Source organism: Nonomuraea sp. NPDC003727 (assembly GCF_053586935.1).
Genome location: NZ_JBSFNE010000006.1, coordinates 109,118 through 130,395 on the forward strand (window position 1 = coordinate 109,118; position 21,278 = coordinate 130,395).

General features: G+C 70.8%; 18 protein-coding genes. 7 read left to right on the top strand and 11 right to left on the bottom strand.

Features of this window, described 5'->3' with window-relative positions:
- Nucleotides 1-17 precede the first annotated feature (17 nt).
- The 3 genes from ACWDLG_RS17005 (at nt 18) to ACWDLG_RS17015 (ending at nt 2,015) form a co-directional block, all read left to right on the top strand.
- Complete coding sequence (locus tag ACWDLG_RS17005; RefSeq protein ID WP_354910617.1) at nt 18-593, top strand: DUF4126 domain-containing protein; 576 nt, start codon at nt 18-20, stop codon at nt 591-593.
- Nucleotides 594-838: 245 nt separating this feature from the next.
- On the top strand, nt 839-1,375 hold the full coding sequence (locus tag ACWDLG_RS17010; RefSeq protein WP_449920797.1) for a hypothetical protein: 537 nt from the start codon (nt 839-841) through the stop codon (nt 1,373-1,375).
- A 58-nt stretch (nt 1,376-1,433) separates the two neighbouring features.
- Entirely contained in the window at nt 1,434-2,015 is a 582-nt protein-coding gene (locus ACWDLG_RS17015) for a Uma2 family endonuclease (RefSeq protein WP_449920800.1), read from the top strand.
- Here ACWDLG_RS17015 and ACWDLG_RS17020 read toward each other — a convergent pair.
- Entirely contained in the window at nt 2,008-2,541 is a 534-nt protein-coding gene (locus tag ACWDLG_RS17020; protein WP_449920802.1) for a hypothetical protein, read from the bottom strand. The genes ACWDLG_RS17015 and ACWDLG_RS17020 overlap by 8 nt on opposite strands.
- 198 nt (nt 2,542-2,739) lie before the next feature.
- Here ACWDLG_RS17020 and ACWDLG_RS17025 point away from each other — a divergent pair, with 198 nt between their 5' ends.
- Entirely contained in the window at nt 2,740-3,585 is an 846-nt protein-coding gene (locus ACWDLG_RS17025) for a serine protein kinase RIO (protein ID WP_449920805.1), read from the top strand.
- Nucleotides 3,586-3,628: 43 nt separating this feature from the next.
- On the opposite strand, the gene ACWDLG_RS17030 is transcribed toward ACWDLG_RS17025, so the two are convergent.
- From ACWDLG_RS17030 to ACWDLG_RS17070, 9 genes are all read right to left on the bottom strand, one after another.
- Nucleotides 3,629-5,200 carry an amylo-alpha-1,6-glucosidase gene (locus tag ACWDLG_RS17030; protein WP_449920806.1) on the bottom strand — a complete coding sequence of 524 codons (1,572 nt, stop codon included), beginning with the start codon at nt 5,198-5,200 and terminating at the stop codon, nt 3,629-3,631.
- Complete coding sequence (locus ACWDLG_RS17035; RefSeq protein WP_449920809.1) at nt 5,200-6,021, bottom strand: carbohydrate ABC transporter permease; 822 nt, start codon at nt 6,019-6,021, stop codon at nt 5,200-5,202. Before ACWDLG_RS17035 ends, ACWDLG_RS17030 begins: the two co-directional genes overlap by 1 nt.
- Nucleotides 6,022-6,031: 10 nt before the next feature.
- Nucleotides 6,032-6,961: a carbohydrate ABC transporter permease gene (locus tag ACWDLG_RS17040; RefSeq protein ID WP_449920812.1), complete on the bottom strand. Its 930-nt coding sequence runs from the start codon at nt 6,959-6,961 to the stop codon at nt 6,032-6,034.
- Nucleotides 6,962-6,963: 2 nt separating this feature from the next.
- Nucleotides 6,964-8,244: an ABC transporter substrate-binding protein gene (locus tag ACWDLG_RS17045; RefSeq protein WP_449920813.1), complete on the bottom strand. Its 1,281-nt coding sequence runs from the start codon at nt 8,242-8,244 to the stop codon at nt 6,964-6,966.
- A 66-nt stretch (nt 8,245-8,310) separates the two neighbouring features.
- Nucleotides 8,311-9,072 carry an SDR family NAD(P)-dependent oxidoreductase gene (locus ACWDLG_RS17050; RefSeq protein ID WP_354910597.1) on the bottom strand — a complete coding sequence of 254 codons (762 nt, stop codon included), beginning with the start codon at nt 9,070-9,072 and terminating at the stop codon, nt 8,311-8,313.
- Nucleotides 9,069-10,595, bottom strand: a complete 1,527-nt coding sequence (locus ACWDLG_RS17055; RefSeq protein WP_449920815.1) for an ATP-NAD kinase family protein — start codon at nt 10,593-10,595, stop codon at nt 9,069-9,071. Before ACWDLG_RS17055 ends, ACWDLG_RS17050 begins: the two co-directional genes overlap by 4 nt.
- Nucleotides 10,592-12,133: an aminomethyl-transferring glycine dehydrogenase subunit GcvPB gene (gene gcvPB / locus ACWDLG_RS17060; RefSeq protein WP_449920817.1), complete on the bottom strand. Its 1,542-nt coding sequence runs from the start codon at nt 12,131-12,133 to the stop codon at nt 10,592-10,594. The genes ACWDLG_RS17055 and gcvPB overlap by 4 nt, the downstream gene beginning before the upstream one ends.
- Nucleotides 12,130-13,455, bottom strand: coding sequence for an aminomethyl-transferring glycine dehydrogenase subunit GcvPA (gcvPA, locus tag ACWDLG_RS17065; RefSeq protein ID WP_449920819.1), 1,326 nt, complete (start codon nt 13,453-13,455; stop codon nt 12,130-12,132). Before gcvPA ends, gcvPB begins: the two co-directional genes overlap by 4 nt.
- On the bottom strand, nt 13,452-15,419 hold the full coding sequence (locus ACWDLG_RS17070; RefSeq protein WP_449920821.1) for a beta-galactosidase: 1,968 nt from the start codon (nt 15,417-15,419) through the stop codon (nt 13,452-13,454). Before ACWDLG_RS17070 ends, gcvPA begins: the two co-directional genes overlap by 4 nt.
- A 105-nt stretch (nt 15,420-15,524) precedes the next feature.
- Here ACWDLG_RS17070 and ACWDLG_RS17075 point away from each other — a divergent pair, with 105 nt between their 5' ends.
- Nucleotides 15,525-16,169 (top strand): GntR family transcriptional regulator, encoded by a 645-nt coding sequence (locus ACWDLG_RS17075; protein ID WP_449920824.1) that lies wholly within the window; start codon nt 15,525-15,527, stop codon nt 16,167-16,169.
- A gap of 698 nt (nt 16,170-16,867) precedes the next feature.
- On the opposite strand, the gene uvrB is transcribed toward ACWDLG_RS17075, so the two are convergent.
- The gene (gene uvrB / locus ACWDLG_RS17080; protein ID WP_449920825.1) at nt 16,868-19,003 is read right to left on the bottom strand and encodes an excinuclease ABC subunit UvrB; all 2,136 of its coding nucleotides are present in this window, start codon (nt 19,001-19,003) and stop codon (nt 16,868-16,870) included.
- Between the two features lie 179 nt (nt 19,004-19,182).
- Between uvrB and ACWDLG_RS17085 the strand changes: the two genes are divergently transcribed.
- On the top strand, nt 19,183-19,686 hold the full coding sequence (locus ACWDLG_RS17085; RefSeq protein ID WP_449920827.1) for a SigE family RNA polymerase sigma factor: 504 nt from the start codon (nt 19,183-19,185) through the stop codon (nt 19,684-19,686).
- A gap of 198 nt (nt 19,687-19,884) precedes the next feature.
- Complete coding sequence (locus ACWDLG_RS17090) at nt 19,885-21,099, top strand: hypothetical protein (protein WP_449920830.1); 1,215 nt, start codon at nt 19,885-19,887, stop codon at nt 21,097-21,099.
- Nucleotides 21,100-21,278 lie beyond the last annotated feature (179 nt).

Here is a 21,278-nt window from a genome sequence, read left to right on the forward strand (position 1 = left end):
ACAGGACGGGGAACACCATGCTCGCAGCACTGACCGGTCTGGGCCTGAGCACCGCGGCCGGGCTCAACGCCTACATCCCGCTGCTGGTCGTCGGGGTGCTGGCCAACATCACGGACGCGGTCAAACTGCCCGACGGCTACGCGTGGCTGACCGACTGGTGGGTGCTGGCGATCATCGCGGTGCTGCTGCTCGCCGAGTTCGTGCTGGACAAGGTGCCGGTCGTCGACAGCGTCAACGACGCCATCCAGACCGCGATACGGCCCGCGTCCGGCGGCGTGGTCTTCAGCGCCACGGCGGCCGCCGCCGAGTTCGACAACTCCACCTGGATGGCGGAGCACCCGTGGGCCGGGTGGCTGATCGGCATCGTGACCGCGCTGGCCGTGCACGTGCTGAAGTCCACGGCCAGGCCGGTCGTCAACGCCACCACCGGAGGGCTGGGCGGCCCCGTGGCCAGCACGGTGGAGGACGCCGGTTCGCTGGGCGTGAGCCTGGTCGCCATCTTCCTGCCGGTTCTGGTGCTGTTCCTGATGATCGGGATGGCGGTGCTCGCGTGGCGGCTGTTCAGGAAGGTGCGCAGTCCGTCGAGGAGGTGAGCCGATCTCACCCGGCAGGCTGATCCCAAGACCCGGCCCGGCCCCTAGCCTTCGACGGGACGACGTGCGGGCGACGTGCCCCCGCCCTGGCGCCCGCACGTCCGTCGCCGCCTCCGAACGAGCCGCGCCCGGCCGCCAGGGATCGCTTATCCTCTCAGGTAAAGGCCGGACGGGAGGTCCCTCCAATCAGCACATTCCTTCTGATCCTGCTCGCGATCGTCCTGATCTTCCTGGCGCTCGCGGGTGTGGCCGTCTACGCCCTGGTCAAGGTCGGCAAGCGGGCCAGCCGGTCGGCCCGGCAGGTCACCGCCCGCCTGGCCACCCACGTCAACGCCATGGGCGTGGGCGACGCGGCCGAGGTCGAGCGGCTCCGCCTCGACCTGCGCCGGGAGGTCTCCATGACCCGCCAGGCGATCGACGCGGCGACGCAGCAGGGCTGGAGCCTCGGCGACCTGCCGCACCTGATGGGCGAGCTGTCGCGCCAGGCCGACGTGCACGACACCCAGCTCGGGATCTACGCCCAGCAGCGCCGCGTGTCGCCGTACATCGACCACGTCACGCTCGACCGGCTGCGCGAGCACCAGGCCAAGCTGACCGCCATGTGCGCCAGGATCAGGGCCGATCTGCTCGACAGCCAGGTCCACCACGCCGGCACCGGCATCGACGAGCTGCACGCCCGCACCGAGCTGGAGATCGAGTCGCGCCGCCGCACGGTCGACCCGCTGGACGAGATCGACGAGCTCTACCGCAAGACCCTGCAGGAGCGCCGAGACCAGACCTGACGGTCACCGACTGTGTCATCATGGATCCGTCGCGTGATCCCCCCGGAGGAGGTACCCGATGACCACCGCACTTCCCGAGTGGTTCTGGCCGGGTCCTCCAGGCGGGTGGACCGCTGACATGCTCGATCGTCTCCCCCCCGACGCGCCCAAGCACGTCGAGCTGATCGATGGGTCCCTCGTCATGATGTCGCCGCAGACCTACCGCCATATGCTCGTGATCGACCTGCTCAGAGACCGGCAGCTGGGTATCAGGCCGCCCGCTCATCTTGCGGTCGCCCGAGAGATGAGCGTCACTCTTGGCCTGCGCCAGCGCCCCGAGCCGGACGTCCTCGTCGTCAACAGATCGGCGATCGTCGGCAACGTCACATCGTTCAAGCGGGAAGACGTCCACTTGGTCGTCGAGGTGGTTTCGGACGAATCCCGAGATCGCGACCGGCAGACCAAGCCCATCAAGTACTCCGACGCGGGCATCAAGTACTTCTGGCGGATCGAACTCGAAGACGACCGGCCCGTCGTCTACACCTTCGAGCTCGAACCGGCGGTCAAGGCCTACGTCCCCACCGGCATCCACCGCGAGAAGCTCCACACCTATGTCGGGTTCGACGTGGACATCGACCTCGATCTCGACCAGGTCATATGACGAGTTCGGTGGCGAGCTCCTCGTAGGCGGCGCCCTTGTTGATGCGGGCGCGCAGGGCCTGGGCCTGCGGCGTGGTGAGCATCGCGCCGCCCATCACCAGCGGGAAGCTGATCTGCCAGCTGAGCAGGGCCCGCGGCGAGTGCCGGTGGCCGTTGCGCAGGACGGCGGCGCCCACCCGCACGGCGTGCTCGTTGCGCGGCGCCACACCGGGCCGGTCCACCTCGCGGGCGGCGTAGCGGAACCCCTCGTCCAGGTCGCACGGCGGGCAGCCGGTCGGCCCCCTGCCCCGCCGGTTGCCGCACCGCGCGCAGGTCAGGCGATCGAAGGCGGCGTCGACCACCCGCCAGTCGTAGCCCTTGATCTCATCGACGATCATCTCGGCCAGAGCCGGGTCGTCCTCGAACCCCTGCTCGGCCAGAAACGCCTGGTAGCCGTCCTCGACGATGCGGTCGACCAGCGCCAGGCAGCGACCGCAGCCCGGCGCTCCGCCGTACGGCAGCCGGCCGCACTCCGCGCACCTTTCCATGCCGCGATGGTAGGCGACCGAAAATACGTTGCGCCGCCGGTTTTCGCTCCGGCACACTCGTCGGAGCTTCAACCGAAAGGAGGGTCAACCGTGACGACGACTGTTCGCATGCCGTTTTTCGCGTCCTGTTTCCTCCCCACCGGTCAGCTTCCGACCTGATCGCGCGCCGGTGGGCATTCTCATCAGGAGAACACCACCGTGCCGAAGAAGAACCGTCTCGACGCCGACGACCTCGAGTGGCTCGAGAACAACCCCGTGGACCTCGACGGGCCGCCCGCCGGTGACCGCTGGTCCACCTGGGATCTCAGCACCCCGACCGAGCGCGGCCCCCGGCCGCATCCCGACTGGCTGGTGACCGAGCTGGCCGCCGTCGACACCGAGCTCGGCATCCTCAAGACCGGCAAGGAAGCCGACGTCCATCTCATCTCGCGCGGCGTTCCCGACACCGACCGGGTGTGCCTGCTGGCCGCCAAGCGCTACCGGTCCAACGACCACCGGCTCTTCCACCGCGACGCCGGATATCTGGAGGGCCGCCGGATGCGCGACTCGCGGGCGAGCAGGGCCATGGCCTCGCGGACCGCGTTCGGCAAGCAGGTGATCGCCGGGCAGTGGGCTCAGGCGGAGTTCGCGGCGCTGGTGCGGCTGTGGAAGCTGGGGTTGCCGGTGCCGTATCCGGTGCAGATCCTCGGCACCGAGATCCTGGAGGAGTTCGTCGGCACCGCCGACGGCTATGCCGCGCCCCGGCTGGCGACCGTCGACGAGGGGCTCGACGACCTGTGGGAGCAGCTGGTGGCGGCCATGGTGACGCTCGCCGGGGAGGGGCTGGCGCACGGCGACCTTTCGCCGTACAACCTGCTGGTGCACGAGGGCCGGCTGGTGATCATCGACCTGCCGCAGATCGTCGACGTGATCGCGCACCCGACGGGGCCCGACTTCCTGGACCGGGACGCGCGCAACGTGGCCACCTGGTTCGCGCACAAGGGCCTGCCCGTCTCGGGGGAGGCCCTTGCGGCGCTGCTGCGCAGCGAGGCCGGCCTGGCGTGACCTTGCGGGGCGCCTCCCGCTCGGGACGGCGCCCCCGGTGCGGTCACTGCGCCGCGCCGGCCGTCTCCTCGCGGGCCGGATCGAGGAGGTCCTCGTGGGCCAGGTCGAGGAAGAGCGCGGCCGACCAGCCGAACCCGCTGGTCGCCCGGCCGGCCCTGCGGCCCGTCAGCGGGTTCCAGTACTCGTAGAGGCCGCCGCCGTCGCGGACCATCGCCAGCGTGCGCCGCCGCAGCTCGCGGGCCGTCCCGGGGTGGCCGGACCGGCGCAGCCCTTCGATCAGCAGGTAGTTGATGTTCAGCCAGACCGGTCCGCGCCACATGGCGTCGGGGTCGAACCTCGGGTCGTCGAAGGCGACGGTGGGCACGGGACGTTCGCCCCAGAAGCTCGGCGAGCGCAGGTCCGCGACGAGCCGGGCGGCGATGTCCGAGGGGAGCCGGCCGGTCAGCAGCGGCATGAGCTCCAGCGGGGTGCGCACCGCCACCTCCTGCCCGCCGACCCTGGTGACGAACCGCGTGCCGGTCCAGCGGCGCGCCACCATGCGGTCGACCAGTTCCTGCGCCCTGGCCCGCCACGGCGACGGGTCGCGGCCGAGCGCGGCGGCGATGTCGCCCAGCCGGTCGTACTGCAGGGCCAGGTAGGAGTTGAGGTCGGGGGGCTCGGCGCGCGGCCCGTGATCCCAGACGGGGCTGTCGTCCAGGCCCGAGGAGTACGGGTGGAGGTACTCGGCCAGGCCGTCGCCGTCGGGGTCGGAGTGGGTGAACCACCACTCCTGCGAGCGGACCAGCGGCTCGAAGACCTCGGCCAGGAAGTCGGGGTCCGGGTCCACCTCGTGGATCTTCCACACCGCCCAGGCGGTGAGCGGCGGCTTGGTGACGGGCACGACCTCGCGGACCGGCTCGCCGCCCACGTGCTGGGCCAGGCGGGCCAGGTCCGAGCGGGGCAGGTCGGTGGTCTCGCTGAGCACCCCGTGGTCGTGGACCACGTCGGGGATGAGGCCGTCCGGGCGCTGGTTGTCGAGCAGGATGCGGATCTGCTCCCTGGCCAGCGCGGGGTCGGCGTGCCTGAGCGCGATGGCGTGGAAGTAGGAGTCCCAGTTCCACAGGCCGACGTAGCCGTACTTGGAGGGGATCAGCGACTGCCTGCCCCTGATCGGTACCAGGTTCACCCCGAGCGTCCACCACGCCTGTTCGGCGCGTTCGCGCAACGCCTGCGGCACGGACGGCATGGCGGCGAACCAGTCACGCCAGCGCGCGGCGGCGGCCGCCAGCACGCCGGGACCGTCGCCGGTCGGGGAGCCGACCAGTGTGAGGCAGCCGTCGATGTCCGCCTCGCCGCCGTCCCACACCGCCCGCGCGTCCCTGCCGGTCAGCACGATGGTGTCGGGCCCGGCGAAGGCCATCGCCACGCCGCCGGCGAAGTCGATCCGGTCCGGCAGCGCCTGCCGTACCGGCAGCTGCCTGTCACCGGCGAGGACCCGCAGGCCCGTGAGGACGGTCGTGTCGCTCAGCCGGGTCTCGTACAGGGCTCTGGCGATCCACAGGGAGCCGTCGTCGGCCGCCATCACCAGCAGCCGGGAGCCCCGGTCGGTGAACGGCCGTTCTCTCAGATCCAGCATCAGCGTCCACCCAGTCCGGAAGCCGCCATCGAATTGATGATCTTCCGCTGGCCGATCAGGAAGGCGATCAGCGTCGGCACGACCGCGATCGCCGACCCCGCCAGGATGAGCCCGTAGTCGACCGCCGTGCGCTCCCCGGAGAACTGGCTGAGCAGCAGCGGCACCGTGAACAGCTCCGGCGAGTTCAGGAAGATCAGGGGGAAGAAGAAGGAGTTCCACGAGGCGAGGAAGGCGATGATGCCGAGCGCGCCCAGGCCAGGGCGGATGTTCGGCAGCACGACGTTCCAGAAGCACCGCCAGCGGCCCGCGCCGTCGATCCTGGCGGCCTCCTCCAGCTCCACCGGCACCGCCCTGATGAACTGGCGCAGCAGGAACACCGCGAACGGGTTCGCGATCGTCGGCACGATCAGCGCCAGGTGCGAGTCGATCCACCCGAACTCCGCCAGCATGAGGTAGAGCGGGACGATCGTGACCTGCACCGGCACCATCTGGGTGGCCAGGAACACCACGAACAGCACGCCTGAACCCTTGAACCTGATCCGGGCGAAGGCGTAGGCGGCCATGGCCGACGTCAGCAGCGTGAGCGCGACGTTGAGCACGGCGATGTAGAAGCTGTTCCAGTACGCGGTGCCGAACGGCATCGCCGCCAGCGCGTCGGGATAGTTCTCCCACCGCCACGGGGCGGGCAGCCAGTCGAGCGGGTTGTTGAGCATCTGCCGCACGCCCTTGAAGGACGTCAGCAGCATCCATACGAACGGGAAGAGCATCGCCAGCCCGCCGATGGTGAGCGCGGCGTGCAGGGCTACCTGCCGGTGTCGCATCCGGGCTCCCTCACGTGTCGTAGTGGACGAGGCGCTTCTGCGCGGCGAACTGGACAAGGGTCACCAGCAGCGTCAGGACCAGCAGGATCAGCGAGGCGGCGCTGCTCATGCCGAACTCGAAGTCCTGGAAGCCGAGCTCGTAGACCTGGTAGACGATGGTGCGGGCGCCCTCGTTGTACTTCGGGTTGACCAGCACGTAGATCTGGTCGAAGGCCTGGAACGAGCTGATCACCGCGACCACCGTCGAGAAGAAGATGGTGGGCGAGAGCAGGGGCAGGGTGACCGAACGGAAGATGCGCAGGCTGCCCGCGCCGTCCATCCTGGCGGCCTCGACGATCTGCGGCGGGATGGTCTGCAGCCCGGCCAGGAAGATCACCACGTTGAGGCCGAGGGACGACCAGATCGTCACGACGGCGATGGCCACGATCACCCAGCCGGGGTCGCGCAGCCAGTCGGGCGCGGTGATGCCGAACCAGCGCTGCAGCGAGGTGTTCAGCACGCCGTACTCGTCGCCGGCCAGGATGATCTGCCACATCAGCGCGACGGCCACCGAGCTGGTGACCACCGGCATGAAGTACAGCACGCGGTAGAAGCCGCTGCCCTTGACGCTGTTCAGCGCGATCGCGATGAGCAGCGCCAGGGCGAGCCCGAACGGGACGGTCAGCAGCGCGAGCTTGATCGTGTTCCACACGGCCAGCCCGAACTCGGGGTCGGACAGCTGGGCGGCGAAGTTGTCCAGGCCCACCCAGTCCTTCTCGCCGAGCCCGTCCCATCGCATGAAGGCCAGCACGACGGCGAAGCCGAGCGGGAAGACCAGGAACAGGGCCAGCGCGACGAGCTGCGGCCCGAGGAAGAACGCGGCCCACCAGCCGTCCCTGTTCCTGATGGTCTGCTTCCCCCGGGCGGCCGCCCGGGGGCGCGCCTCGGTGACGATGGCCACGGCTAGCCCAGCTTGCTCTCGACGAGCTTCTGCAGTTCGTCCATGCCCTGGTCGAAGCCGACCTTGCCGGTCCACACCTTCATCAGGTGCTCGTTGATGTCGGCGGTGAGGCCGGGCACGGACACCTCCTCGGAATAGTTCGCGAAGCCGGTGTCGCGCACGTCGAGGAAGGTCTGGGCGTGGGCGGGGTAGTTGTCGCCCAGGACGACCTGCTCGGCGCCCTTGATGGACGGCACGGCGCCGCCGTCCTTGAGCCGCAGCAGCTGTCCGTCCTTGCCGACGAACTCGGTGAAGAAGGTGAAGGCCTCCTTCGGCAGCTTGGTGTCCTTGTTGATCGCCAGGTAGGAGGCGGCGACCGCGCCGGGCATCGGCTCACCGGTCGGCGAGGGGAACGGCACGATGTCGTAGTTGCCGAGGTCGCCGCCCTTCCTGAGCGAGTCGATCATCCATCGGCCGCCGGCGTAGAAGCCGGCCTTGTGCTTGAGGAACTGCGTGCTGGGCCCGTTGCTGTCGGGCAGCGTGTCGGCGCTGAGGAAGGTCTCGTCCTGGTAGCCCTTGGCCAGCGTCTGCAACGCCTCGCGGGACTTGGCGTCGGTGGTGGCCACGAACTTGCCGCCGTCCCACACCTTGCCGCCGAAGCCGTTGATCATCGAGTACGTCGAGCCGTACCAGTTCCAGAAGATCGAACCGGCCTTGCCCGCCGCCTTGAGCTTGGTGTTCATCTCCAGGTACTTGGCCATGGTCCACTGCTTGGCCTCGTGGAGGGCGGCGGGGTCCTCGGTGATCCCGGCGTCCTTCAGGGCCTGCTTGTCGAACCAGAGGACCTCGGGGTTGGTGTCGTTGGGGACGCCGTAGATCTTCCCGTCGCGCTTGGCGCCGCCGTACACGCCCTCGAAGAAGTCCTCCGGCTTGCTCTTGGAGTCGGCCCCGGCGAGCTGGTCGTTGAGCGGGGAGAGCACGCCGGCGGAGACGAACTTGCCGATGTTGTCGTCGCCCACGAAGAACACGTCGGGCGCCGTCTTGCTGGTGAGCTGGGCCAGCAGCTTGGGGTGGTACTCCTCGTACTTGGCGACCGACTCCATCTTGAGCCGGATGCCGGGGTGGCGCTTGTGGAAGTCCTCGGTGAACTTCTCGTACAGCTTCACGTCCTCGGCCGATCCCCAGGTGGACCAGCGGACGGTGACCTGGCCGCCGCTCGTGCCGGGAACGTTGCCGCCGCCGCTGCCGCTGCACGCGGTGGTGGCGAGGGCGAGTGCGCCCAGGAGGGCTAGCGCACGCTTCATGGTGGCTCCTTCAGGCTTTTCGGGGGGTGGTGAGGCGATTCGGGGCCCGGGGGACGGGCCCGGGGGTCAGGCGAGGCCGCCGCCGTCGACGACGAGGGCCGATCCTGTGATGTAGCTGGCGGCGTCGCTGGCCAGGAAGAGCACGGACTGGGCGATCTCGTCCGGGGTGCCGGACCTGCCCATCGGCCGGTCGGCCGCGTCGGCCTCGAAGGCCGACCAGTCCTCGCCGAGCTGGCGGGCCTCGTCGCGCAGCATCGGCGTGTCGGTGTCGCCGGGGTTCACCGAGTTGACGCGGATGCCGGCCTTGGCGTGGTCGATGGCCAGGGCCCTGGTCATGTTGACGACGGCGGCCTTGGAGGCGCAGTAGGAGATGGCGTTGCCACCGCCCTTGAGGCCCCAGCCGGAGCCGGTGTTGATGACGGAGCCGCCCTCGGTCATGGCCGGGATGGCGTGCTTGCACATGAGGAAGACGGACCGCACGTTGACCGCCATGACGCGGTCCCACTCCTCGACGTCGAGGTCCAGGGCGGTGGTCCGGCGGATGATGCCGGCGTTGTTGAACAGCACGTGCAGCCCGCCGAAGGTGTCGACGGCGGTGCGGACGATCCGTTCGCAGTCGTCGGGGTCCGACACGTCGGCCCGCACCGCCACGGCGGCCTTGTCGCCCGCCTCGGCCGCGATCTGCTCGGTCGTCGCCTCGGCTCCGGGGCCGTCGAGGTCGGCGACCACCACCTGGGCGCCCTCTCGGGCGAACAGCAGCGCCGTCGCCCGCCCGATGCCCGAGGCACCGCCTGTGACGATCGCGACCTTGCCCTCGAGCGTCTTCATCCGTGGAACTCCTCACTTGCTGTACAGATCTGGTAAATCGTGCTTTCGCGGTATCCGGTGATCACCTGGACGTGGCCGCTGAGCTTGCGGTCCAGGTCCTCGTCGCCGCTGTCGGCCAGCAGTGGCCGGCCCCGCAACGCGGCCAGCTTCTGCGGGGTGGAGACCACCAGCAGGCGCCGCGCGGCGGCGTCGCCGTACCCGATGACCGCGTCGAGCACCCGGGGCGAGATCTGCTGGTTGCCGCGGCCGAGGACGAACCCCTGCCCGCCGATCACCGACAGCACGACGACCGCCTCCCGGCCCGCGACGAGAGCCAGCAGTTCCGGCTCGGAGACGTCGCCCGCCACCAGCACGCCCGTCTCACCGGACTCGACCACGTCCACCCCGAGCAGCGTGGTCGCCAGCCCGAGGGCGCGGCCGACCGCCTGCGTGGTCGCGCCGGGGCCCAGGACGTAGCGGACGCCGGGCCGCATGCGGGCCACGACCTCCCGCGCGATGCCCTCGACGGTGGCCGGGCCGATCCCGCTGGATCCGGCCTTCCGGCCCGACAGGCCGGCCCTGGCGGCGGGGACGCGCAGGATTCCGTAGAGGCGCGGGCTCACCTGTCCCTGCCGGTAGCGCTCCTCGTCGAGATCCACCACCTCGGCCTCCACCGTGCCCGGTACCGCCGGGCCTGGTGCCGCCGGGCCCGGTACCACCGGGCCTGGTGTCGCCGGGCCTGGTGCCGCCGGGACCGATTGCGCCGGGTCCGGGTCCGCCGGGTCCGGGTCCGGGTCCGCCGGGACCGCCGTCCCGGCGCCGCGCCGCAGGCCGGCCTCGGCGGCAGAGAGATGGTCGGCGGCGAGCAGTCCCGCCGCGGCCGGGCTGACCGCGAAGCAGCCCGAGTAGACCTTCACCCCCGCCGGGATCCCCAGCACCGGGGGCGCCTGGTCGCCGAGCCCGCCGACCGCGTCGAGCACGTCCCGCGCGGTCCCGTCGCCGCCGGTGAACAGCAGCAGGTCGACGTCGGCGAGCGCGCCGACCGCCAGCCGCGTGTCACGTGCAGTGGTGGCCACGCCCACCGGGAGGTCCGTTTCCGGCGTTCCGGCGCCCGCCGAGAGGTCCACTTCCGGCGTTCCGGCGCCCGCCGAGAGGTCCACTTCCGGCGTTCCGATGCCCGCCGAGAGGTCCGCTCCCGGCGTTCCGATGCCCGCCGGGAGGTCGGTTTCCGGCGTTCCGGCGTCCGCCGGGGCCGGCCGTACCAGGGTGAAGGACGCTCCGGCGGCGCGGGCGCTGTCCTCGCCCATCGGACCCGGCACCGTGACCACGCGGGTGCCGGGACGGCGGGCCAGCAGGGCGCGGACGGCGCGCGCCGCCCGCTCCCCCGCCCTGGGCGTCGCGCCCCTGGCCAGGGCCTCACGCTGGATCCGCGCGCCGTCGCTGCCCTTCAGACCCGCCGCCCCGCCCAGCCCGGCCACCGGGTTCACGATCAGCCCGACCACCGCGGCGCGGGCCGGGCGCGGGGCGGGCAGGCCGGCGGTCATGACAGGTGCTTGCGGACGTAGGCGCGCCAGGTGGGCGCCCACTCCTTGGGGTCGTCGAGCGGCGTCGGGTCGATCTTGTGCACGCTCTGGTTGTACGGCGCGCCCTTGACGAACTCGGGGTCGCGGCGCGCCTCGTCGGCCACGTGGGCCAGGATGGCGGCGTACTCGTCCAGGTCCTCCTTCGAGTACGACTCCGTGGGCTCCAGCGTGAACGGCTCCGGCACCAGGTAGGGGTGGTGGCTGGTCCAGTAGTGGACGCCGAAGTCGGCCGCCCTGACGCCGATCTCCTCCGAGTGGACCCCGGTCTCCTCCGACAGCTCCTGCCAGGAGTAGCGCACCTGCTCGACGCGCCGCTTGTCCCAGGGCGCCGACGCGCCGGGAATCTGCAGGATCTTGTGCATCAGGTAGTTGTTGTTGAGCACGGCCGTCTCGGCCACCTGCCGCAGACCCTCGCCGCCGAGGGCCATGATCCAGGCGTAGGCGCGGACGATGTTGGGGGTCACGCCGAGGAAGGGACGCACCTTGCCGATCGAGCGGGACGGGGTCTCCAGGCCGTAGGCCGAGCCGTCGAAGCTGACGACGGGGCCGGGCAGGAACGGCTCCAGCGCCTCGGAGACGCCGCACGCGCCCGCCGCGGGGCCGCCGCAGGCGTGCGGCGTGGAGAAGGTCTTGTGCAGGTTGAAGTGGCACAGGTCGAACCCGGCGTCCCTGGCCCTGGTGATGCCGAGGATGCCGTTGGCGTTGGCCTGGTCGTAGCAGGCCAGGCCGCCCACGCCGTGTACCAGCTCGACGAACTCCCTGATGCGGGGGTTGAAGATACCGGTGTCCTCCGGGTTGGTGATCATCAGCGCGGCGGTGCGGGGGCCGACGGCCGCGCGCAGCGCCTCGATGTCGGGATAGCCGTCGGCGTCCGGCATCAGGGTGATCACTTCGTAGCCGGCGGTCTTGGCGCAGGCGGCGTTCGACGGGTGGGAGAACATCGTGGTGATGACCTGGTCGCGGTGGCCCTCGCCGTTGGCGGCGTGGTAGGCGCGGATCATGGCGATGTTCGCGTAGATGGCCGCCGACCCCGATCCGGGCTGGAGGGAGACCCTGGACATGCCGGAGATCTCCGCCAGCATCCGCTCCAGCCGCCAGTAGATCTCCAGGACGCCCTGGACGGTCTCCTCGTGCTGCAGCGGGTGCACCTCGGCGATCGCGGCGGCGAACCTGTCGTTGACCTTGGGGCTGTACTTCATCGTGCAGGTGCCCTGGCCGACGTCGATGTTCAGGTCGACGCCGAGGTTCTCCTGCGACAGGCGCAGGTAGTGCCGCAGCACGTGCAGCTGCGCCATCTCGGGCAGCTTCGGGGGCTCGGCGCGCCGTACGGACTCGGGCAGCTCCACGCGCGGCGCGCCCGGCTCCGGCACGGCCAGGCCGCGGCGGCCGGGGGCCGACAGCTCGAAGATGATCGGCTCGTCCCAGCGGGCCTGGTGGAAGCGGCGCAGCGGCGGCTTCGGCGCGACGGGGAGTTCGGCGAAGGACTCACCGGTGTTCACAGCACCTCCTGGACGGCTGCGGCGAGGCGGTCGATGTCGGCGATGGAGTGGCGCTCGGTCACGCAGACCAGCACCGTGCGGTCGTCGAGGGCGACGCCGCCGTAGATGCCGCGGGCGCGCAACCCGTCGAGCAGGGCCCGGCTGGAGGGCACCTCGATGGCGAACTCGCGGAAGTGGATCGCGTCCCTGTGCAGCACGGTGACGGATCCGGCGAGGGCGTCCATGGCGTAGCGGGTGCGGGCCAGGACGGTCTCGCCCAGCTCGCGCATGCCCTCCGGCCCCATGAGCGCCAGGTAGACGCCCGCCGTGATGCCCCAGAGGGCGGCCGCGGTGCCGACCCACTCCTTGCCCTCCTCGCGCAGGGCGAAGGAGGTGCGGTCGTAGTAGACGTCGCCGAAGCCGTACTCGCCGGGGACCTTGGTGGGCGCGATGCCGAACAGCCGGGAGGGGAACTCGGCGACCAGCGGCTCGTGGTCCTGGGTGGCGATGTAGCCGGCGTGGCCGCCGCCGTAGCTCTGGTGCATGCCGAGCGACTGGATGTCGCCGCAGACGATGTCGGCGCCGTAGGCGGCCGGCGGGGCCAGCACCCCGAGCGAGATCGGGTCGGCGCCGACCACGAGGAGCGCGCCGTGGGCGTGGGCGAGGTCGGCCAGCTCCCGTCCGCGGGTCTCGACGACGCCGTAGACGTTGGGCGTCTCCAGGTAGACGGCCGCGTAGGAGTCGTCGAACGCCGAGACGGAGATCTCGCCGCCGTCCCCGACCGGGGCCAGGACGATCTCGATGTCGGGGCTGAGGAAGTCGCGCAGCTTGCTCAGCTTGTCGGCGCTGACGGCCGCGCTGAGGAGCACCTTCGAGCGCCCGGTGTAACGGCAGGCCATGCGCAGGGCCGTGCCCGCCGCCTGGAAGCCGTCGTAGGTCGGGACGTTGACCACGTCCATCTCGAGCAGCTCGCCCATCATGCTGACGTACTCGAACAGGGCCTGGAAACGCCCGTGGTCCTCGTACGGCTCGCCGGCGTAGGCGGTCAGGAACTCGCTGCGGGAGTTGACCTCGTCGCAGACGGCCGGCACGTGGTGGGGGTAGCAGCCGTGCCCGAGGAAGCTCAGCGCCTGCTCGGTGTCGGTGACGCGGTCGAGCAGGCCCTTCATGTGGCGCACGAGGTCGCGCTCGGCCGGGAACGGCTCCGGGAGGTCGAGCGGCCTGGCCAGCCGCAGCTCCGCCGGGATGTCGGCGTAGAACTCCTCGACGCTCGCCGCGCCGATGGCGGCGAGCATCTCCGCCCGCACGCCGGGCTCGGCGTTCGGGATGTAGGGGTGCGTCACGTGTCTCCTTCGATCCTCAGCACGACGGCGTCGCGCGGGGCGAGTTGGATGGCGCCTCGCAGGTCGGTCTGGGTGAGCAGGTCCCTGCCCGGCCTCGGGAGGGTGACCTGTTGCGGGGTGGCGGTGTGGTTGAGCAGGAAGAGGTGGTTCTCCCGCCGGGTGGCCTCCACGCCCGCGGGGACGTCGATCGCCTCGACCCCGTGAAGCACCCGGTCGAGGACGGGCGTGACGTCGTCGAGCAGGCAGCTGACGTAGGTGACGGTGCCGTTGCGGGTGACGGCGGGCAGGCCGTCCAGGTCGCCGCCCTCGTAGCGGGCCAGCACCTCGACGGCGTCGCCGACCAGGCGCGGCCATTCGGCCCACGTGCGGGCGAGGCCGGGGGTGCCGTCGGCGTGCCGTACCGGCTGGGCGGTCCCGTCGGGCAGCGGCCAGAACTCGTCGATCGCGACGCCCAGCAGGTCGCGCAGCGGGCCGGGGGCGCCGCCGTCGTGGACCTGGTCGGAGGCGTCGACCACGCCGCTGAACGGGCCGACGACCAGGTCGCCGGTGACCGACGCGAGGGCCTTGGCCTGCTCGGCCGTGCACAGGTACAGGTTGGGGACGATCACGACGCGGTAGGCCGACAGGTCGCGGTCCGGCGGCGCCAGGTCGACCGCGATCCCGCGGGCGTGCAGCGGCGCGTACCAGGCCAGCAGCAGATCCTTGAGCTTGAGGCGGTTGGAGGGCATCGACTCCGGCGCCTCCAGGCCCCACCAGCTGTCCCAGTCCATGACCAGCGCCACCTCGGCGCGCGTGGCGGTGCCCGCGACCTCGGCCAGTCGCCGCAGGTCGGCGCCGAGCCGCAGCGTGTCCTGCCAGCCGCGCGTCCGGGTGCCGCCGTGCGGGAGGAGGGCCGAGTGGAACTTCTCCGGGCCGTACTTGGCCTGGCGCCACTGGAAGAACATCACCCCGTCGGCGCCGTGGGCCACCGCCTGGAGGCTGTGCAGGCGCATCATGCCGGGCGGCTTGGCCACGTTGACCTCGCGCCACGACACCGCCGAGGGCGCCGACTCCAGCAGCAGCCAGGGGCGCTGCTTGAGCGAGCGCATGAGGTCGTAGCTGAGGGCGATCGCCACGTGCGAGTGCGGGTCGGCGGGGTCGGGGTAGGCATCGTCGCTCACCAGGTCCTCGGCCGCGGCCCACGCCCAGTAGTCGAGGCCGTGCAGGATGCTCATGAAGTTCGTGGTGACGGGTACGGCGGGCGTCACCACGCGCAGCGCGTCCCGCTCGGCGGTGAACAGCTCCAGCAGGGCGGCGCTGCAGAAGCGGCGCCAGTCGAGCAGCTGGGCGGGGTTGACCGGCCCGGGCGCCTTGCGGGGCGGCTCGATCTGCCCGAAACCCGTGTAGTGCTGGCCCCAGCAGGAGGTGCCCCAGGCGTCGTTCAGCGCGCCGATCGTGCCGTAGCGGGCCTCGAGCCAGGCGCGGAAGTGCCGGGCCGACTCGGGGCAGAAGCATTCGAGCGTGTGGTCGGCGTACTCGTTGCCCACGTGCCACATCGCCAGCGCCGGATGATCGGCGTACCGGGTGGCCATCGCCGTCGCGAGGCGCACGGCGTGCTCACGGAAGATCGGCGAACTCGGGCAGTACCCCTGCCGGGACCCGAACTCCAGCCGCACCCCCTGCGCGTCCACCGGCATGATTTCCGGATGCTCCCGAACCAGCCAAGGCGGCGGGGTGGCGGTGGCGGTCGCCAGGTCGGCGGTCACCCCGTGCTCGTGGAGCAGGTCGAGGACCCGGTCCAGCCAGCCGAACTCGTACACGCCTGGTTGGGGCTCCAGCCTTGACCAGGAGAAAACCGCGACGGTGGCCATCGTGACCCCGGCCTCGGACATGAGCCGCACGTCCTCGGCCCAGACCTCCTCCGGCCACTGCTCGGGGTTGTAGTCACCGCCGAACAGCAGTCCCGGCACTCGGGTCAGGCGCACTGATCGCTCCTTCCGGACATCCGAAATCTGTATACAGAATTCATAGTGCTGTATTTTGCATGCCGTCAAGGGTTAAGCTGATCAGGGCCGAACCGAAGGAGTGATATGCCGATCGACCGGCGACCGCTACGCGAGCAGATCAGGGAAGAGCTGCTGAGCAGGCTCGATCGAGGCGACTTCGCCGCGGGGACCGACATCAACGAGGTCGCGCTGGCCGCCGACCTGGGCGTCAGCCGCACCCCCCTGCGCGAGGCGCTGATCACTCTGGCGGGTGAAGGCGTGCTGGAGAGCAACCAGGGCCGCGGGTTCCGGTTCGCCCCGGTGAGCAGGAAGGAGTTCAGGGAGCTCTGCGAGATCGTCGCCGCGCTGGAGTCGCTCGCGCTCGACTGCTCCGACCCGGCCTACCTGCGCGAGATCGGCCCCAAGCTGCTCGAGCTGGCCCGCGACTTCCCCGACCGGATCGCGGAGCAGCAGGAGATAGAGCGGCACGACGACGAGTGGCACGACCTGCTGCTGAGCGGCTGCCGCAACGAGCGGCTGCTGGACCTCATCACCAGCGTCAAGGCCGGGATGCGCCGCTACGCCCACCTGCTCGCCGGCGACGAGACGCCCCTCGAACGCGAGGCGGCCGAACACTGCCGCGTGGCCGAACTCCTCATGACCGGCGATCTCGCCCAGGCCGGCGAGGCGCTGCGCGACAACTGGATCAACGGCATGGAACGCATGATGTCGCACATCCCCGCCTCCTGACCGGGCACACCCGTTCCTTCACCACCGCAGGACACGCGTGTCGCGCCCCTTCTGGATGCGTGCTGCAGCTCTTCCCGGTGGCAGCGTGATGCGGCCTTTCCGGTTGCGTGCTGCGGCGCTTCCGGGTGGATACGTGATACGGCCCTTCCGGATGCGTGATACGACCCTTCCCAGGGGGCAGCGTGATGCGGCCCTTCCGGGTGCGTGATACGGCCCTTCCGGGTGGATGCGTGCGGCGCTTCCGGGTGGATGCGTACTGCGGCCCTTCGGGGTGCGTGATGCGCCCCTTCGGGCCGGCCGGATGCTCCTCTTGGGCGGCGTCGAACCGCGGACAGGCGGTCCGGTCTGGCCAGGTCGCCCACAACCCTGAGTCCGTCACCAACCCGACAGGCGCTCACCCTGACGATCAGCCCGCAGAGCCGGCGTCGGGGACGCCAGCCGGAGTCCCGCTGGAGTACGCGTGATGGACGGGCGGCCACCGGTGACCACGGTGGCCGTGACCCCGCTTGCCGTACGGGCACCCACCAGCGGCCCCGACCACCCCCACGGATATCGGCCGACACCCCAGGAACGCCCCGCTACAGACACCCCAGGGGACGCCGACCGGCGCCCCGCGGATGCCGACCGACAACCCCGCGGACGCCGGGGTAAGGGCCCCGTCGCAGGTCGGCGAGGGACCCTGGACATACCGGCGGGGGCTATTTCACCCCGGCCTCGCGCATGTCGCGGAGTTCGCGCTTGAGCTCCTTGATCTCGTCGCGCAGCCGGGCCGCCACCTCGAACTGCAGGTCGGCCGCCGCCTGGTGCATCTGCTCGGTGAGCGAGTCGATGAGCGTCTCCATCTGGGCGCGCGGCATCTCGCCCGCGATCGCCTTGGCGTGCTGGCCGGCCGGGGTCGCGCCGGAGGCACGCAGTGCGCGCTGCGCGGCGAAGCCCGGCACCGGCGCCTTGCCGCGCGACTGCTGCCTGCCGCTGCCCATCAGCTGCTCGGTGTCGGCGTCCTCGCGCTGCAGCGAGTCGAGGATGTCGGCGATCTTCTTGCGCAGCGGCTTCGGGTCGATGCCGTTGGCCTCGTTGTAGGCGATCTGCTTGGCGCGGCGCCGCGAGGTCTCCTCGATCGCCCGTTCCATCGACGGGGTGATCTTGTCGGCGTACATGTGGACCTGGCCGGACACGTTGCGGGCCGCGCGGCCGATCGTCTGGATCAGGGAGGTCTCCGAGCGCAGGAAGCCCTCCTTGTCGGCGTCGAGGATGGCCACCAGCGAGACCTCGGGCAGGTCGAGGCCCTCCCGCAGCAGGTTGATGCCGACCAGCACGTCGAACTCGCCCATGCGCAGCTCGCGCAGCAGCTCGATCCGGCGCAGCGTGTCGACCTCGCTGTGCAGGTAGCGGACCCGTATGCCGAGCTCGAGGAGGTAGTCGGTCAGGTCTTCGGCCATCTTCTTGGTGAGCGTGGTGACCAGGACCCGCTCGTCCCTGTCGGCGCGCTCGCGGATCTCGTGGACCAGGTCGTCGATCTGGCCCTTGGTCGGCTTGACGACGACCTCGGGGTCGACGAGGCCGGTCGGGCGGATGACCTGCTCGACCACCTCGCCCTTGACCCTGCCGAGCTCGTAGGCGCCCGGCGTGGCCGACAGGTAGACGGTCTGGCCGATCCGCTCCAGGAACTCCTCCCACTTCAGCGGCCGGTTGTCGAGCGCCGACGGCAGGCGGAAGCCGTGGTCGACGAGGGTGCGCTTGCGGGAGGCGTCGCCTTCGTACATGGCGCCGATCTGCGGCACCGTCTGGTGGGACTCGTCGAGAACCAGCAGGAAGTCTTCGGGGAAGTAGTCGAGCAGCGTGTTGGGCGCGCTGCCCGCCTCGCGGCCGTCCATGTGGCGCGAGTAGTTCTCGATGCCGGCGCAGGTGCCGACCTGACGCATCATCTCGATGTCGTAGGTGGTGCGCATGCGCAGCCGCTGGGCCTCCAGCAGCTTGCCCTGCCGCTCCAGCTCGGCCAGCCGCCCGGTCAGCTCGGCCTCGATGCCCTCGACGGCCCTGGCCATGCGCTCCTCGCCCGCGACGTAGTGGGAGGCGGGGAAGATGTAGAGCTCCTCGTCCTCGGTGATGACGTCGCCGGTCAGCGGGTGCATCGTGGAGAGCTTCTCGATCTCGTCGCCGAACATCTCGATGCGCACGGCCAGCTCTTCGTACTTCGGGATGATCTCGATCGTGTCGCCGCGCACCCGGAACGTGCCGCGCGTGAAGGCCAGGTCGTTGCGGGTGTACTGCATGTCGACCAGGCGGCGCAGCAGCTGGTCGCGGTCGACCTCCATGCCGACGCGCAGCCTGGTCATGCGGTCGACGTACTCCTGGGGCGTGCCCAGGCCGTAGATGCACGAGACCGAGGCGACCACGATGGTGTCGCGCCTGGTGAGCAACGAGTTTGTCGCCGAGTGGCGCAGCCGCTCGACCTCGTCGTTGATCGAGGAGTCCTTCTCGATGTAGGTGTCGCTCTGCGGCACGTAGGCCTCAGGCTGGTAGTAGTCGTAGTAGGAGACGAAATACTCGACCGCGTTGTTGGGCAGCATCTCACGCAGCTCGTTGGCGAACTGCGCGGCCAGTGTCTTGTTGGGCTGCATGACGAGCGCGGGCCGCTGCAGGCGCTCGATCAGCCAGGCGACCGTGGCGGTCTTGCCCGTGCCAGTGGCGCCGAGCAGCACGTTGTCCTTCTCCCCCGCCTTCACCCTGCGCTCCAGCTCGGCGATCGCCGTCGGCTGGTCGCCGGAGGGGGTCATCTCGGTGACGACCTCGAAGGGCGCCACCTTGCGCTGCAAATCTGTTACCGGCCGCATGTCATTCACTGTAGGTGGTGGGACTGACATTTCTCACGGCGAGCCCGCCCGCCCGCTGACCCTGCCCGGGCACCCCGGCGGGACTCCGGTACGCGCGGTCGCATCGGGCTGATTTTCTCCCGCCCGCCGTGCAACATCAGCGCCTCCCTCCCCGTCTATACCGGGATGGAAGGGACCACATGACCGACGATGCGCTGTTCGAATCGTTCGTCGCCGGCCGGGCCGACGCGCTGACCCGTTACGCGTACGCGCTGACCGGCAACCCGCACGATGCGGCGGACCTGGTGCAGGAGGCGCTGGTGCGGCTGCGCGGCTCCTGGTCGCGGGTGCGCCGCAAGCACGACCCCGAGAGTTACGTGCGGGTGTCGATGACCCGGCTGCACATCAACGTCTGGCGCCGGCGGCGGCGCGAGCATCTGGCGTGGGACCCGCCGGAGAGGGAGACGGCCGACGTCCCGTCGGCGTGGGCCGACTTCGACTCCGATCTGTGGCGGGAGCTGGCCAAGCTGCCCCGCCGTCAGCGCACGGTGATCGTGCTGCGCTACTACGAGGACCGGTCGGACGAGGAGATCGCCGCGATCATGGGCGTCTCCCAGGGCACGGTCCGCAGCCAGGCCTCCCGCGCGCTGGACAAGCTGAGGTCGAGCCTGACCCTGCTCCCCGAGCCCGAGCCGACCACATGAGCGCTCCCTTGACCACCCCCTCGGCCGCCCCATGACCATCTCCATGACCGTCACCATGCCTACCCCCATGACCGTCACCGGTCCTGCCCCCGCGAGCCGCGGGCCGAGCCTGCGCCCCGGCGCACGCCGATCCCCCGGCCGCCGCGCCAAGCGTCCCGGATCGGCGCGACCCATCCCCCGAGAAACGGAGAGGACACGATGAGCGAGCTGGAAACCCTGCTGCAGGACTCCCTGTCCCGCTCGGCGGGCCGCGCGCCGGCCGCCCCCCACGACCTCCTCCAGCGGGTGGACGCCGCCGCCCGCCGCCGCCGTCGCAGGGGCACGGCGGTGGCGGGCGCGGCCGCCGCGGCTGCCGTGGTCGCCGTCACGATGACCGGCTTCCTCGTGACGTCCTCGCTGACGCCGGCGCGGCCGGCGGAACCGGCCGCGCCGGCCACGGCGTCCGGCGACCCGCAACCGCTGAGGAAGGTGTGGCCGCAAGCGGTCCACACCCTTCCGCGCACGCTGCCGGACGGCAGGCCGTACCAGGTGGAGAGGTTCCTCGACCGGGACACCCTGCTGGTGCGCACGACGAAGGACGGCAACCCCGACCGCCCCGACGGGCTGTGGTCCTACAACGTGAAGTCCGGCGCGCTGACCAGGCTGGTCGCCGTCCAGCCGCCGAAGGGCACAGTGGTGTCCTGGCCCTTCACCGCCGCCGGGGAGGGCCGGCTGGTCTGGTGGACGCTGCGCAAGGACGGCGCCCGCCGGGTGACCGACATCTGGGCGGCTCCGGTGAAGGGCGGCGCGCAGCGCAGGGTGACCTCCTTCGAGAGCGCGCCGGGACGAGGGGAGATCGGCCACTTCGCCGTCGCCGAAGGGAAGGTGGTCTGGTCGCTGGGCGGGGACGGCGGCCTGTACGAGGCGCCGCTGAGCGGCGGCGCTCCCAGGAGGATCGGCGGGACCGAGGGGCTGCATCTGCTCGGCTGGCCGTGGGCGGCGGCGTTCCAGTATCCGCGCACGAAGAAGCAGCCGGAGCCGCCCTTCGGCGAGCTGGTGAACGTGCTGACCGGCGAGCGGCGCGCGGCTCCGGCGATCAGCCAGGACCGGCCGGTGAACTGCGGGATCACCTGGTGCGTCGCCGGCGAGCGGGCCCTGACGCGCGACGGCTCGCGCGAACGCCTCCTGAGCGGTCGTGCCTGGGACGTGCCCGCGATGGACCGGTTCGTGCTCGCCACCAAGGTCGAGGACCTACGGCTCCAGCACACGCAGCTGTACGACCTGGCCACCGGCAGGGCGGGTGATCTGGGCATCAGGGCGGAGAAGAGGGGCGGATGGGCCTCCCCGACGCTCGACCGCCGCGCTCCGGGTGTGTTCGCCTACGAGCTCGACGGCAAGCTGACGGTCGTCGACCTCACGATCGCGTCGCGATGAGCCACGAAGAGGTAACAGGCCGTTTACACCGGGGCGCCTCCTCGGGTATCTCCTAGGGAGGTCCGCACCGTCCCAGCACGACACCTCGGGCACCTGCCGGGGCCTTCGACCGTCACGGGCTGTTGACACTCTTTTGCAAGCGATCATCAAGGCTTGCCCGATACGGTACGGATTCCCCC

Coding starts and splice junctions, on each gene's coding strand:
- ACWDLG_RS17005 (WP_354910617.1), top strand. CDS start 18: ATGCTCGCAGCACTGACCGGTCTGGGCCTGAGCACCGCGGCCGGGCTC.
- ACWDLG_RS17015 (WP_449920800.1), top strand. CDS start 1,434: ATGACCACCGCACTTCCCGAGTGGTTCTGGCCGGGTCCTCCAGGCGGG.
- ACWDLG_RS17020 (WP_449920802.1), bottom strand. CDS start 2,541: ATGGAAAGGTGCGCGGAGTGCGGCCGGCTGCCGTACGGCGGAGCGCCG.
- ACWDLG_RS17030 (WP_449920806.1), bottom strand. CDS start 5,200: ATGCTGGATCTGAGAGAACGGCCGTTCACCGACCGGGGCTCCCGGCTG.
- ACWDLG_RS17035 (WP_449920809.1), bottom strand. CDS start 6,021: ATGCGACACCGGCAGGTAGCCCTGCACGCCGCGCTCACCATCGGCGGG.
- ACWDLG_RS17045 (WP_449920813.1), bottom strand. CDS start 8,244: ATGAAGCGTGCGCTAGCCCTCCTGGGCGCACTCGCCCTCGCCACCACC.
- ACWDLG_RS17050 (WP_354910597.1), bottom strand. CDS start 9,072: ATGAAGACGCTCGAGGGCAAGGTCGCGATCGTCACAGGCGGTGCCTCG.
- ACWDLG_RS17055 (WP_449920815.1), bottom strand. CDS start 10,595: ATGACCGCCGGCCTGCCCGCCCCGCGCCCGGCCCGCGCCGCGGTGGTC.
- ACWDLG_RS17075 (WP_449920824.1), top strand. CDS start 15,525: ATGCCGATCGACCGGCGACCGCTACGCGAGCAGATCAGGGAAGAGCTG.
- uvrB (WP_449920825.1), bottom strand. CDS start 19,003: ATGCGGCCGGTAACAGATTTGCAGCGCAAGGTGGCGCCCTTCGAGGTC.
- ACWDLG_RS17085 (WP_449920827.1), top strand. CDS start 19,183: ATGACCGACGATGCGCTGTTCGAATCGTTCGTCGCCGGCCGGGCCGAC.
- ACWDLG_RS17090 (WP_449920830.1), top strand. CDS start 19,885: ATGAGCGAGCTGGAAACCCTGCTGCAGGACTCCCTGTCCCGCTCGGCG.